At 66.3% G+C, this 13,990-nt stretch carries 8 protein-coding genes and 1 tRNA gene; 3 read left to right on the forward strand and 6 right to left on the reverse strand.

What is annotated here, in order from left to right; genetic code table 11:
* Positions 1–3: 3 nt before the first annotated feature.
* Complete coding sequence (locus tag AC2D10_RS07580; RefSeq protein WP_484711479.1) at positions 4–441, forward strand: ImmA/IrrE family metallo-endopeptidase; 438 nt, start codon at positions 4–6, stop codon at positions 439–441.
* Complete coding sequence (locus AC2D10_RS07585; RefSeq protein ID WP_484711480.1) at positions 434–1,600, forward strand: tyrosine-type recombinase/integrase; 1,167 nt, start codon at positions 434–436, stop codon at positions 1,598–1,600. Before AC2D10_RS07580 ends, AC2D10_RS07585 begins: the two co-directional genes overlap by 8 nt.
* A 62-nt stretch (positions 1,601–1,662) precedes the next feature.
* Here the strand turns inward: AC2D10_RS07585 and AC2D10_RS07590 are convergent.
* Together AC2D10_RS07590 and AC2D10_RS07595 are read right to left on the reverse strand one after the other, a co-directional pair.
* A tRNA-Tyr gene (locus AC2D10_RS07590) sits at positions 1,663–1,744 on the reverse strand.
* 86 nt (positions 1,745–1,830) lie between these two features.
* Positions 1,831–2,760, reverse strand: a complete 930-nt coding sequence (locus AC2D10_RS07595) for a PfkB family carbohydrate kinase (protein ID WP_484711481.1) — start codon at positions 2,758–2,760, stop codon at positions 1,831–1,833.
* An 84-nt stretch (positions 2,761–2,844) separates the two neighbouring features.
* On the opposite strand from AC2D10_RS07595, the gene AC2D10_RS07600 reads away from it, so the two are divergent.
* A complete protein-coding gene (locus AC2D10_RS07600) occupies positions 2,845–3,438 on the forward strand; it encodes a hypothetical protein (RefSeq protein WP_484711482.1) in 594 nt (197 codons plus the stop codon).
* Between the two features lie 230 nt (positions 3,439–3,668).
* Here the strand turns inward: AC2D10_RS07600 and rpoC are convergent, their stop codons facing one another.
* The 4 genes from rpoC to AC2D10_RS07620 all read right to left on the reverse strand — a co-directional run bounded on the left by rpoC (position 3,669) and on the right by AC2D10_RS07620 (position 13,971).
* Positions 3,669–7,544: a DNA-directed RNA polymerase subunit beta' gene (gene rpoC / locus AC2D10_RS07605; RefSeq protein ID WP_484711483.1), complete on the reverse strand. Its 3,876-nt coding sequence runs from the start codon at positions 7,542–7,544 to the stop codon at positions 3,669–3,671.
* An 83-nt stretch (positions 7,545–7,627) separates the two neighbouring features.
* Positions 7,628–11,131, reverse strand: a complete 3,504-nt coding sequence (gene rpoB / locus AC2D10_RS07610) for a DNA-directed RNA polymerase subunit beta (protein WP_484711484.1) — start codon at positions 11,129–11,131, stop codon at positions 7,628–7,630.
* Between the two features lie 207 nt (positions 11,132–11,338).
* Positions 11,339–13,024 (reverse strand): ABC transporter ATP-binding protein, encoded by a 1,686-nt coding sequence (locus AC2D10_RS07615; protein ID WP_484711485.1) that lies wholly within the window; start codon positions 13,022–13,024, stop codon positions 11,339–11,341.
* On the reverse strand, positions 13,021–13,971 hold the full coding sequence (locus AC2D10_RS07620; RefSeq protein WP_484711486.1) for an ABC transporter permease: 951 nt from the start codon (positions 13,969–13,971) through the stop codon (positions 13,021–13,023). The genes AC2D10_RS07615 and AC2D10_RS07620 overlap by 4 nt, the downstream gene beginning before the upstream one ends.
* Positions 13,972–13,990: the final 19 nt, after the last annotated feature.

The following is a 13,990-nucleotide window of genomic DNA, read 5'->3' on the forward strand; positions in this document are numbered from 1 at the left end:
GACATGGCCGATGCTCTCGGCGTGTCTATCAGTTACGAGGATCTCTCACACCTGGATCGGGACGGCGATTACAACGCCGAGACGAAGCACATGCGCCTTCAGGAGGGCATGGCGCACCGGCTCCTGCGGTGCACCTTGGCTCATGAACTCTGCCACGCGGTGTTCGGCGATGTGGCGTCGAAGTTCGGACCTGTCAACGCGAAGCAGGAACGACGAGCCGATGAATGGGCAGCCCTGCGCCTGATCGATCGAGATGAATACCGCGAGGCCGAGCGCGCCCACGACGGGAACGTGGCCCTGATGGCGCAGACGCTCGACGTCATCGAGGACATCCTTAAGGCCTACCAGCGCGTGCTGCTTCGACTCGGTGACACGGTGTACGTCGCGCCGCGGATGGGCGCCGGTCAATGGGATGAAAAGGTGGATGCCGCGCATGCCTAGGCCACCCCTCCCCCTTGAGACGTACGGCAAGATCAAGCGCACGACGCACAACGGCAAGCCCGCCGCTCGTGCGTACTACCGTGACAGCGACGGCATAACGCGGAAGATGCTTCGCACGGGCAAGACTCCCGCGTCAGCCGAGACGGCGTTGAAGGAAGCTCTTCGCGATCGGCTAGCCCCGGCTGGCGATCTAATCACTGCCGATTCCACCATGGAAGCTCTTGCCGCCGCGTGGAAAGCTGAGATGTTGATCGACGACAAGCTGTCTGATGGCACGAAGCGCACCTATCAGGACGCGCTCGCGACGATCCTGCGCGGGCTGTCGGGCGTGCGCGTCGTAGAGGCAACGCCAGCCAAGCTGCATCGCTACATCCAGGCTGTCGCCCAGAAGACCCCCGGCGCCGCCAGGACGGCTCGCATCGTCTTGAAGCACATGATGGCCCACGCCGTCTACGCGGGCGCGATCAGCGCGAACCCCGTCGAAGAGACGAAGGCCGTCACACCACGAGTTCCGAACGTGAAGGCCCTCCGCGCAGACGACATCCGAGAGATCCGCGATTTGCTCGAGCTGTGGGATTCGGGCGTCGACAAGTACAAGCGCCCACGCAACGGGAGCGTCCGCGACACGATGGACATGTATGCAGCGACTGGTGCTCGGACGTCAGAGGTGCTCGCGCTCCGATGGACGGACTTCGCGTTCGCGACAGACCCGCCGACCGTGACTCTCAACGGCACTGTCGTGCGCGGACTCGATGGGAAGCTCGCCATTCAAGAGCGGATGAAAACAGACAAGTCTCACCGCGAACTAGAGCTACCGCCCTTCGTCGTGCCGATGCTCACAGAGCGAGCCAAGGCGGCATACAACGAGCTCGTCTTTCCATCCGCGGTAGGAACCCCTCGGTGGCCCGACAACCTCCGGAGGGATTGGCGTGCGGCGCTCGCCGGTTCTGCCTATGCGAGAGTGACGCCAGGTGCGTTCCGCAAGGCGGTGGCGACATTGCTGTCTGAGCAAATGGGCGCCGAGGCTGCACGCGATCAGCTCGGGCACACCGGGTTCGGGAACCTCAAGAACTACGTGGAGCGCGCATCGCGCGGGCCTGCGTCGGCAGGCACGGTGCAGCAGCTGTGGCAGAGTAAACCGCCACTAAGTAGCCACTGACGCGAAAAACGCCCCTCCGATCCGAAGATCGAAGGGGCGTCGTGGTCAATGTTTTCTAAGGGTGGCGAGTGAGGGATTCGAACCCCCGAATGCTGAGCAGTCTGATTTACAGTCAGATCCCTTTGGCCGCTTGGGTAACTCGCCAGAGCGCACCCGTCCGACTTGGACAGCCAACCGGGGGCACGAAAATCCATCATACCTGCCCGAGGCAGGGTCAAGAAATCGAGACGTCAGCTCCCGAGAACACCGCGATCGGATGCCGCGAGCGACTCCGGTGTGCGCAGCAGTCCACCTTCGGCCCGGCACGTCGCCGCCGCGATGTCCATGGCGCGAACGAGCAACGTCCGCCACTCCTCCGCCCCCGACGGCGACGCCGAGACGAGGCCAGCCGCAACCGCCGCGAGGGTCGCGTCACCGGCGCCGACCGTGTCGACGATCGGGCCGGGCAGCGTCGAGATGGGAGCGGTGACGACACCCGCATCCCCTTCGAGCGTGGCGCCGTCCGACCCCGCGGTCGCGAGCACGGACGCTGCTCCCAGATCACGCAGCCGTGTGCGGAGGGCGTCGAGGTCACCGTCGTAGAGGATCGCGGCGTCATCCGCCCCCACCTTCACGATGGCGGCATCGGCGGCGATGCGCTCGAACCCGCGCACGAACTCCCCGCGGTCGGTCAGCATGCCGGTGCGCGGGTTGGGGTCGACGGCGACGCGAGCATCACCAAGCGCCTCGCTCAGGGCGTCGACCTCGGCCGGCGCATCGAAGGGGAAGCAGCTGATCGCGACCAGCCCGGCGTCGGCGATCGCCTGCCGCGCCTCGTCGGAGTACCGGATGCTGCGCCGCTGCGCCGCTTCATTGAACACGTACTGCGGTTCGCCGTTCGCCGCGCGCTCGACGACTGCACGGGAAGAGCCGTGCGGGGCCGCGCTGGCGATGAGCCGCACGCCGTGGTCTCGCAGGTACTCGCGGATGTGTGCGCCCGGCTCGTCGTCGCCCACCATCGCGATCAGTGTGGTCTCGACACCGAGGCGACGCAGACCGACCGCCACGTTCAGGGCGGCTCCGCCCACGAGCTCACGCACACCCGCGGCGTCGCGAATCTCGTCGATCAGGGCGTCTCCGATGACGACGACGGATGCTGCGGAGGAAGTCTCAGTACTCACTCGCCGAGGTTACCGCGACGAGGTCACTCCAGCCGCACGGCGGTGCGTCACAGCCATGCGCCGACGCGGGAGTACGGTGTGGCCATGAACGCTCGAGTCGCCGTCGCCGCAGTCGTCCTCGCGCTCACCGCCGGCCTGACCGCGTGCGGGTCATCGACCGGGGGCGGCGAGCCTGCGGCATCCGCTTCGGCATCCGCAACTGCATCCGCCACCGGCACTCCGGAAGCCAGTCCTACGCCGACCCCCACTCCGACCACGCGGGCGATCGCGCTTCCGACCGACTGCCGCGCGATCCTGTCGGACTCCGTGCTGGCGCAGCTCGACGGCATCCCGCTCAACGATGCAGCCTTCGGGCCGTCCGGTGTCGGCCCCGAGGGCACTCTCACGTGCAACTGGGCAGATCCTCGCGCCGACACGACGCGGCTGACCACGACGATTTCGGCCATGAACCGCGGGCCCGCGCTCGACATGCTCAACGCTCTGGCCGACAGCGAGGGGTTCTCGTGCTTCACCCCGGATGAGGGCACGCGCTGCGAGAAGACCTGGCCCAACGCGGAGTACCCGGTCACCGACGGACGCACGCTTTTCTGGCGCGAAGACGTGCTGATCGACACGCGCTACACGAACCTCGCCCCGAGCGGATACACCTCCGCGATCGTCGAGGCCCTCTTCGACTAGCCTCCCGCCGCGGCAGGTGTCACACATGGCCGCACCCCCACGCGCAATCCGGCCATCCGCGCCCCCTCCCGCCCGCACCCCCACGGCAACCCCGCGGCAGGTGTCACACATGGCCGCACCCCCACGCGCAATCCGGCCACCCACGACCCCTCCCGCCCGCACAAAACACGCCCCTACACACGAAGAAGGCCCCGGGCAGCTGCCCGGGGCCTTCTCAGTCACTCAGTACGTCAGTTGTACGTACCGGGGGTGATGTCGTCGGTCGAGAACGCGTCGAAGTCGACGTAACCGAAGTCGCCGTCGGCGTACGCCCCGTCGGATGCGAAGATCCGGTTCGGGTAGCGCTCGCTCTTCGCCTCTTCCGTCGCCTCGACGGTGACGTCGCGGTAACGCGAGAGTCCCGTTCCGGCGGGGATGAGCTTTCCGATGATGACGTTCTCCTTGAGGCCGACCAGCGGGTCGCGCTTGCCTTCCATGGCGGCCTGCGTGAGCACGCGGGTCGTCTCCTGGAACGATGCGGCCGACAGCCACGACTCCGTCGCGAGCGACGCCTTCGTGATACCCATCAGCTCCGGACGACCCGACGCGGGGCGCTTGCCCTCTGCCACGGTCTCGCGGTTGATCGCCTGGTAGCGCTTGAGGTCGACCATCTCACCCGGCAGCAGGTTCGTGTCGGCGTGATCGACGACCGTGACCTTGCGGAGCATCTGACGGACGATGACCTCGATGTGCTTGTCGTGGATCGGCACACCCTGCGAGCGGTACACGCCCTGGACGCCGCCGACGAGGTAACGCTGCACCTCGCGAGCACCCATGACACGCATGATCTCCTTGGGGTCGAGCGTGCCCACCAGGATCGGCTGACCGACCGTGACGTGCTGCCCGTCCTCGACGAGAAGCGTCGCACGCTTCAGCACCGGGTAGATGACTTCCTCGTCGCCGTTGTCGGGCGTGAGGATGACCTTCTTGCCCTTGTCGGTCTCGTCGATCGTGATGCGACCGTCGGCCTCGGCGATCGGGGACGCACCCTTAGGGGTACGCGCCTCGAACAGCTCCTGCACACGGGGCAGACCCTGGGTGATGTCATCTGCCGACGCGGAACCACCGGTGTGGAAGGTACGCATCGTCAGCTGGGTACCGGGCTCACCGATCGACTGGGCCGCGATGATGCCGACGGCCTCGCCGATGTCCACCGTCTTGCCGGTGGCCAGCGAGCGGCCGTAGCACTGCGCGCAGACACCGACGGCGGAGTCGCAGGTCAGGACCGAGCGCACCTTGATGGTCTCGACTCCCAGACCGACGAGCTTGTCGATCAGCACGTCTCCCACGTCGTCGTGTGCATGAGCGAGAACCTCGCCCTTGCTGTCGACCACGTCGGAGGCCAGCGTGCGAGCGAACACCGAGTTCTCGACGTTCGCGTCGCGCACCAGCTCACCCTGCGAGTTCGGAGCGGCGATCGGGAGCTCGAGGCCCTTCGACGTGCCGCAGTCCTCTTCGCGGATGATGACGTCCTGCGAGACATCCACCAGACGACGGGTCAGGTAACCCGAGTCGGCGGTACGCAGAGCGGTGTCGGCGAGACCCTTACGGGTACCGTGCGTCGCGATGAAGTACTCCGCGACCGACAGACCCTCGCGGTACGAGGAGATGATCGGACGCGGGATGATCTCACCCTTGGGGTTGTTCACCAGACCACGCATACCGGCGATGTTCCGGATCTGCAGCCAGTTACCACGGGCGCCCGAGGACACCATGCGGTTGATGGTGTTGTCCTCCGGGAAGTTCGCCTTCATCGCGGTCTGGACCTCGTCGGTTGCCTCGGTCCAGATCTTGATGAGCTCCTGGCGACGCTCGGTGTCGGTGGTCAGACCCTTCTCGTACTGGGACTGGACCTTCGCGGCCTGCTTCTCGTAGCCCGCGACGATCTCGGCCTTGTTCGGCGGCGTGAGGATGTCGCTCAGGGCGACGGTCACACCGGAGCGCGTGGCCCAGTAGAAGCCGGCGTCCTTGATGCGGTCCAGCGAGGCAGCCGTCTCGACCTTGGGGTACTCCTCGGCCAGCTTGTTGACGATCTGCGACAGCTTGTTCTTGTCTGCCTGCTCGCGGACGAACGGGTAGCCCTTCGGCAGCGTGTCGTTGAAGATCGCCTGACCCAGCGAAGCGTCGACGAGACCGTGACGCTCGTAGCCCTCGGGAGCGTCACCCTCGAGGAACGTCAGACCCGGGATGCGGATGCGGACCTTGGCCTGCAGGTCGAGGGTTCCCTCGTCCTTCGCCAGGATCGCCTCGCCGACCGAGCCGAACGCGCGGCCTTCACCGGATGCGCCCGCCTTGACCGTGGTCAGGTGGTGCAGGCCGATGATCATGTCCTGCGAGGGCAGGGTGACCGGACGACCGTCGGACGGCTTCAGGATGTTGTTCGACGCGAGCATGAGCACGCGGGCCTCGGCCTGAGCCTCGACCGACAGCGGCAGGTGGACAGCCATCTGGTCACCGTCGAAGTCCGCGTTGAACGCGGCGCAGACGAGCGGGTGCAGCTGGATGGCCTTGCCCTCGACGAGCTGAGGCTCGAAGGCCTGGATGCCGAGACGGTGCAGCGTGGGCGCACGGTTGAGCAGCACGGGACGCTCGCGGATGATCTCCTCGAGCACGTCCCAGACCTCGGGACGCGTGCGCTCGACGGCGCGCTTGGCCGCCTTGATGTTCTGCGAGTGACCGAGGTCGATCAGGCGCTTGATCACGAACGGCTTGAAGAGCTCCAGAGCCATCTGCTTGGGCAGACCGCACTGGTGCAGCTTCAGCTGCGGACCGACGATGATGACCGAACGGCCCGAGTAGTCGACGCGCTTGCCGAGCAGGTTCTGACGGAAGCGACCCTGCTTTCCCTTGAGCATGTCGCTCAGGGACTTGAGGGCGCGGTTGCCGGTACCGGTGACGGGACGACCGCGGCGGCCGTTGTCGAACAGTGCGTCGACGGCCTCCTGCAGCATCCGCTTCTCGTTGTTGACGATGATCTCGGGGGCACCGAGGTCGATCAGGCGACGAAGACGGTTGTTGCGGTTGATCACACGACGGTAGAGGTCGTTGAGGTCGGAGGTCGCGAAGCGGCCACCGTCGAGCTGCACCATCGGGCGCAGCTCCGGCGGGATCACCGGGACGACGTCGAGGACCATGGCGGCCGGGCTCATGCCGGTCTCCAGGAACGAGCTGACGACCTTCAGGCGCTTGATCGCGCGGATCTTGCGCTGACCCTTGCCCTCGGAGATCTGCAGACGCAGGTTCTCGGCTTCGCCGGCGAGGTCGAAGGCCGCGAGGCGACGCTGGATCGACTCGGCGCCCATGTAGGCCTCGAAGTACTGACCGAAGCGGTCCTGCAGCTCGTGGAAGACGTCGTCCTCGGGGCGCAGTGCACCGACCTCGAGCGTGCGGAAGTCCTCCCACACGCGCTCGAGCTTGGCGATCGCCTCGTCGGCACCCTTGCGGGTCAGCGACATCTCCTTCTCGGCGGCGTCCTTGACCTTCTTCTTGGCGTCGGCCTTGGCACCCTCGGCCTCGAGAGCGGCGAGCTCCTCCTCGAGGCGCGACAGGCGCTCCGCGATCTTCGCGTCGCGACGATCGGCGAGCGTCTTGAGCTCGAGGCGGATGTTGTTCTCCTGCGTGCCCAGGTCGCGGTGACGAGCATCCTCGTCGACCGAGATCACCATGTACGCGGCGAAGTAGATGACCTTCTCGAGGTCCTTCGGCGCCATGTCGAGCAGGTAGCCCAGACGCGAGGGAACGCCCTTGAAGTACCAGATGTGGGTCACGGGAGCGGCGAGCTCGATGTGTCCCATGCGCTCACGACGGACGGAGCTCTTGGTGACCTCCACGCCGCAGCGCTCGCAGACGATGCCCTTGAAGCGGACACGCTTGTACTTGCCGCAGGCGCACTCCCAGTCGCGGGACGGTCCGAAGATCTGCTCTCCGAAGAGACCGTCCTTCTCCGGCTTCAGGGTGCGGTAGTTGATGGTTTCCGGCTTCTTGACCTCGCCGTAGGACCAGGCGCGGATGTGATCCGCGGTTGCCAGGCCGATGCGAAGCTCATCGAAGGTGTTTGACTCGAGCACTGATTCTCCTGTGTCGGAATTCTTTTGTGAGAAATCGATCTTCCGCAGGCTCAGGGACGCGGGTCCCTGAGCCTGCCGAAGGGTTAGATCTCGTCGATCGAGGCGGCCTCGAAGCGGCTGGAGATGTTGATGCCGAGCTCTTCCGCAGCGCGGAAGGCCTCGTCATCGGTGTCACGGAGGTTGACGAGCGTGCCGTCGGCCGAGAGGACCTCGACGTTCAGGCAGAGCGACTGCATCTCCTTCATGAGCACCTTGAAGGACTCGGGGATGCCGGGCTCCTGGATGTTCTCGCCCTTGACGATCGCCTCGTACACCTTGACGCGGCCGAGGATGTCGTCGGACTTGATCGTGAGGAGCTCCTGGAGTGCGTATGCGGCACCGTAGGCCTCGAGGGCCCACACCTCCATCTCACCGAAGCGCTGGCCACCGAACTGCGCCTTACCACCGAGCGGCTGCTGGGTGATCATCGAGTACGGACCCGTCGAACGCGCGTGGATCTTGTCGTCCACCAGGTGGTGCAGCTTCAGGATGTACATGTAGCCGACCGAGACGGGTGCCGGGAACGGCTCACCGGAGCGGCCGTCGAACAGGAGGGCCTTTCCGCTGGATCCGATCAGGCGGTCACCGTCGCGGGTCGGGGTGGTCACGTCGAGGAGACCGGCGATCTCCTCCTCGCTCGCACCGTCGAACACCGGGGTGGCGACCTTCGTGTTCGGGGCAGCCTCGAAAGCCTGCTCCGGCAGACGAGACGCCCACTCGGGCGTGCCCTCGACCTTCCAGCCCTGCTTGGCGATCCATCCGAGGTGAGTCTCGAGCACCTGGCCGAAGTTCATTCGACCGGGGATGCCGAGCGGGTTCAGCACGATGTCGACCGGGGTTCCGTCCGCGAGGAACGGCATGTCCTCGATCGGGAGGATCTTGGCGATGACACCCTTGTTGCCGTGACGGCCGGCGAGCTTGTCGCCCTCGGTGATCTTGCGCTTCTGGGCGATGTAGACCACGACGCGGCGGTTGACGCCGGAGCCGAGCTCGTCATCGCCGTCCTCGGCGTTGAACTCCTTGACCGCGATGATCGTGCCCTGCTCGCCGTGAGGCACCTTCAGGGACGTGTCGCGGACCTCGCGGCTCTTCTCGTTGAAGATCGCGCGGAGCAGACGCTCCTCGGCCGACAGCTCGGTCTCGCCCTTCGGCGTGACCTTGCCGACGAGGATGTCGCCGGGGCGGACCTCGGCACCGATGCGGATGATGCCGCGCTCGTCGAGGTCCTTCAGCAGCTCCGGGCTGACGTTGGGGAGGTCACGGGTGATCTCCTCCTTGCCGAGCTTGGTGTCGCGAGCGTCGACCTCGTACTCCTCGATGTGAATCGAGGAGAGGGTGTCGTCCTTCACCAGGTCCTGGCTCAGGATGATCGCGTCCTCGAAGTTGTAGCCCTCCCACGTCATGAAAGCGACGAGGAGGTTCTTTCCGAGGGCCAGCTCACCGTTCTGCGTGGCGGGACCGTCGGCGATGACCTCGCCGACCTCGACCCGCTCGCCGGCGCTGACGACGACCTTCTGGTTGTACGACGTGCCCTGGTTGGAGCGGTCGAACTTGCGCAGGTGGTACTCCTGCGTGCCGCCCTCGTCGAGCATGACGACGACGCGGTCTGCCGAGACCTCGGAGACGACACCGGCCTTGTCGGCGGTGAGCACGTCACCGGCGTCGATGGCCGTGTAGCCCTCCATACCGGTTCCGACCAGCGGCGAGTCGCTGCGCAGCAGCGGCACAGCCTGACGCTGCATGTTGGCACCCATGAGGGCGCGCTGTGCATCGTCGTGCTCCAGGAACGGCACGAGCGAGGTCGCGACCGACACCATCTGGCGCGGCGAGACGTCGATGTAGCCGATGTCCTCGGGGAGGAACATGTCGACCTCGCCGGAGCCGCCCTTGGGGCGGGCCAGGACGTGGCTCTCGATGAAGCGACCCTTGGCATCGAGCGGGGCGTTGGCCTGCGCGATGTTGAAGTCGACCTCTTCGGAAGCCGTCAGGTAGTCGATGTCCTCGGTGACGACGCCGTTGGTGACCTTGCGGTACGGGGTCTCGATGAAGCCGAACGAGTTGATGCGCGCGAACGTCGCGAGAGCACCGATCAGACCGATGTTCGGGCCTTCCGGGGTCTCGATCGGGCACATGCGGCCGTAGTGCGAGGGGTGGACGTCACGGACCTCGACGCCGGCGCGGTCACGCGAGAGACCACCCGGGCCGAGCGCCGAGAGACGACGCTTGTTGGTCAGACCCGCGAGCGGGTTGTTCTGGTCCATGAACTGCGAGAGCTGCGAGGTTCCGAAGAACTCCTTGATCGCGGCGACGACGGGGCGCACGTTGATCAGGGTCTGCGGCGTGATCGCCTCGATGTCCTGCGTGGTCATGCGTTCGCGGACGACGCGCTCCATGCGCGACAGACCGGTGCGGACCTGGTTCTGGATCAGCTCGCCGACCGCGCGGATGCGACGGTTGCCGAAGTTGTCGATGTCATCGGTCGCGAGACGGATCTCGGCCTTCTTACCCGAGCGGATGCCCGTGAAGGTCTCCTCGGTACCGGCGTGCAGACGCACGAGGTACTTGATGGTGGCGACGATGTCTTCGACGGTCAGCACCGACGAGCTCAGCGGCTGGTCGAGACCCAGCTTGTGGTTGATCTTGTAACGACCCACCTTCGCCAGGTCGTAGCGCTTGGAGTTGAAGTAGAAGTTGTCCAGCAGCGCACGGGCGGCCTCGGCGGCGACCTGCTCGCCCGGACGCAGCTTGCGGTAGATGTCGCGGAGCGCATCTTCCTTCGTGACGATGGTGTCCTTCGCGAGCGTCTCCTCGATGGAGGTGTAGCCGGCGAACTCCGTCAGGATCTCCTCGCTGGTCATACCCAGCGCCTTGAGGAAGACCGTGACCGACTGCTTGCGCTTGCGGTCGACGCGCACGCCGACCTGGTCGCGCTTGTCGATCTCGAACTCGAGCCATGCACCACGGCTCGGGATGACGCGCGCCGAGACGATGTCCTTGTCGGACGTCTTGTCGGGCGTCTTGTCGAAGTAGACACCGGGCGAACGCACCAGCTGCGAGACGACGACGCGCTCGGAGCCGTTGATGATGAACGTGCCCTTGTCGGTCTGCAGCGGGAAGTCGCCCATGAAGACCGTCTGGGTCTTGATCTCACCCGTGAGGTGGTTCATGAACTCGGCCTCGACGTACAGCGGAGCGGCGTAGGTCTTGCCACGCTCCTTGCACTCCTCGATCGAGTACTTCTCCGGCTCGAGGTAGGGGTTGGTGAACGACAGCTGCATCGTCTCGCCGAGGTCCTCGATGGGTGAGATCTCCTCGAAGATCTCGCCGAGGCCGCTGTTCTCGTTCACGTCGGTGCGGCCGGCCTTCTTGGCCTCGGCAACGCGCGCCTTCCAGGCGTCGTTGCCGACGAGCCAACCGAAGGACTCGGTCTGCAGCGCAAGAAGGTCAGGGACCGTCAGCGTGTCGGAGATCTTGGCGAACGAGAGGCGGGAAGCTCCGCGTCCGTTCTTAGTGGTGGTGGATGTGGATGCGTTGCGAGCAGCAGCCAAGGGAATAACCTCCGTGAGCCCCGCAGGGCTTCTCGATTCCTTTGTCGTCAGGTGGAGTGTGCGCTCGAGAGACTCAGAATGCCGACCACCATATGAGGGCAGGGTGAAGCGAGCGCAACTACCAACTATACGCACGATTCGGCGACATGGCAAGCTCAGTCCTTGACCAATGTCGGATGCTGCGGTAAAAGCATCCGACATCGGCCCTCAGGATGCGATGTTGAGCTCGTTGCCGGGGATGGACGCGAGCAGTCGCCGCGTGTACGGGTCGCGCGGATTGGTGAAGATCTCCTCCGACGAGGCGGCCTCGACCAGCTCGCCGTCCTTCATCACGCAGACGTAATCGCTGATCAGCCGAACCACCGCGAGGTCGTGCGAGATGAACAGGTAGCTCAGTCCGTACTCGCTCTGCAGGTCGCCGAGCAGCGTCAGGATCTGATCCTGCACGAGCACGTCGAGCGCCGACACCGGCTCGTCGCACACGATCAGGTCGGGCGAGAGCGCCAGCGCCCGTGCGATCGCCACGCGCTGCCGCTGACCGCCCGACAGCTCCGACGGATACCGCCGCAGCATGGACTGCGGCAACGCCACGTCGTCGAGCAGCTGCCGCACGCGCTTGCGTCGCTCGGCGCCGTTCCCGCGTCGGTAGAAGTCGAGCGGCTCGGCGATCAGCCTCTCGATCGTGAACATCGGGTTCAGGCTGGAGTACGGGTCCTGGAAGATCGGCTGCACGCGCTGACGGAAGTCCTTCGTGTCTGCCTTGTTCAGCGACGACACGTCCTTGCCCTCGAAGCGGATCAGGCCGCTGGTGGGCTCGACCACCTTCAGCAGCATGCGTGCGGTCGTGGTCTTGCCCGAACCGGACTCCCCCACGATGGCCACCGTCTCACCGCGCGGAATCGCGAGCGAGACGTCCTTCACCGCGACGAAGTCCTCCTTCTGTCCGCGCACCGGGTAGACCTTGGTCAGATTCTCGATCTCGACGATGTTGTCTTTCGGCGCCGAGACCTCCTCCGCCTCGGCCACGGGTGCCACCCGCTCCTCGGTGTGGAACGCCTCGGGCCGCAGCCGCGCCGCCGCGACCGAGGGCGCCGCCTTCACCAGCGACTGCGTGTACGGATGCTGCGGATCCTCGAGGATCTGCCGGGCCGACCCCTGCTCCACGACCTTGCCGCGGTGCATCACGATCACCCGCTCCGCGCGCTCGGCCGCGAGGCCGAGGTCGTGCGTGATGAGCAGCACCGCGGTGCCGAGCTCGCGCGTCATCGCCCCGATCTGGTCGAGGATGGTGCGCTGCACCGTGACGTCGAGCGCGCTGGTCGGCTCGTCGGCGATCAGCAGCCGCGGCTTGCACGCGAGACCGATCGCGATGAGCGCGCGCTGGCGCATGCCTCCCGAGAACTCGTGCGGGTACTGCTTGGCGCGCCGTGCGGGGTCGGGCAGGCCGGCCGCCGTGAGCGCCTCGACCACCTTCTCCTGCACGTTCTGCCGGGTGGCGAGATTGTGCGCGAGCAGCGTCTCGGCGACCTGAGTGCCGATCTTGGCGACCGGGTTGAGGTTCGACATCGGGTCCTGCGGCACGAGGCCGATGTCGCGTCCGCGGATCGCGCGCAGGTCGTGCTCCGACGCGCGGGTGATGTCGCGTCCGTCGAGACGGATGCTGCCCGAGGCGATGCGTCCGCCCCCGGCGAGCAGCCCGATGATGGCCATGGCCGTGGTCGATTTACCCGACCCCGACTCACCCACGATCGCGACCGTCTGCCCTTCGGCGATCTCGAGATCGACCCCCTCGACGGCGTGCACGACGCCGTCCATCGTCATGAAGTCGACCGCCAGGCCCTGGACCGACAGCAACGGGGCGCCGGACATCTGATTCTCCTTCGAAGCGTTCATCGTGCTCTCGTCCTCGGGTCCATGGCCTCGCGCAGCGCCTCACCGAACAGCGTGAAGCCGAGCGCGGTGATGGCGATGCAGATGCCGGGGAGGAACGCCAGCCACGGGGCGATGGCGAGTTCCGCCTGCGCGTAGGTGAGCATGCGGCCCCACTCCGCGGTCTCGGGGCGTCCGCCGCCGAGCCCGAGGAACGACAGCGCGGCGGCGTCGATGACGGCGGTGGCGAGCGTGAGGGTTCCCTGCACGATCACCGGACCGATCGCGTTGGGCAGCACGTGCGACATCGTGATCTGGCCGCGGCCGAGACCGAGCGTCTGCGCCGACAGCACGTAGTCGCTCGAGCGCTGCTGCAGCATCGACGCCCGCAGCAGTCGCGCGAAGATCGGCACCTGCGAGGCACCGATCGCGATCATCACCGCGAACGGGGACTGACCGAGGATCGCCGCGATCGAGACCGCGAGCAGCAGGTTCGGCACCGACAGAATGATGTCGACCACACGCATGATAAGCGTGTCGACCCAGCCGCCGAAGGTACCGGCGAGCAGCCCGAGCACCATGCCGCCGACCAGACCGAGCGCGGTCGAGATGACGCCCACGAGCAGCGACGCCTGGGCGCCCCAGATCAGCTTCGACAGCACGTCGCCGCCGAAGCGGTCGAGTCCGAGCGGGAACTGCGGCAGCTCCCCGGGGCCGGGGATGTAGGTCGGCGTGATGAACTTCGCGCCGGGCAGAGCGGTCTCGGGATACGGCGCGAGCAGCGGCGCGAGTGCGGCCACCAGCAGGAACAGCAGCACGATGGCCGCGCCGACCCAGGCGGTCGGGTTGCGGCGCAGGCGACGGAACACGTCGCGCCAGAATCCACCGGGTCCTTCGGTGAGGTCGGACTGGGCGATGGCGACGGTGTCGATCAGCCCGCCGCCCTGGGCGGGAGGAAGTGCGACGCTCATGACGCACCCTCCTTTCGAG

It is taken from the genome of Microbacterium sp. PI-SA-G (assembly GCF_057215335.1).

Excerpts from the sequence above, each read along its gene's own strand:
- AC2D10_RS07580 (WP_484711479.1), top strand. The coding sequence starts at position 4 with ATGGCCGATGCTCTCGGCGTGTCTATCAGTTACGAGGATCTCTCACAC.
- AC2D10_RS07585 (WP_484711480.1), top strand. The coding sequence starts at position 434 with ATGCCTAGGCCACCCCTCCCCCTTGAGACGTACGGCAAGATCAAGCGC.
- AC2D10_RS07600 (WP_484711482.1), top strand. The coding sequence starts at position 2,845 with ATGAACGCTCGAGTCGCCGTCGCCGCAGTCGTCCTCGCGCTCACCGCC.
- AC2D10_RS07615 (WP_484711485.1), bottom strand. The coding sequence starts at position 13,024 with ATGAACGCTTCGAAGGAGAATCAGATGTCCGGCGCCCCGTTGCTGTCG.
- AC2D10_RS07620 (WP_484711486.1), bottom strand. The coding sequence starts at position 13,971 with ATGAGCGTCGCACTTCCTCCCGCCCAGGGCGGCGGGCTGATCGACACC.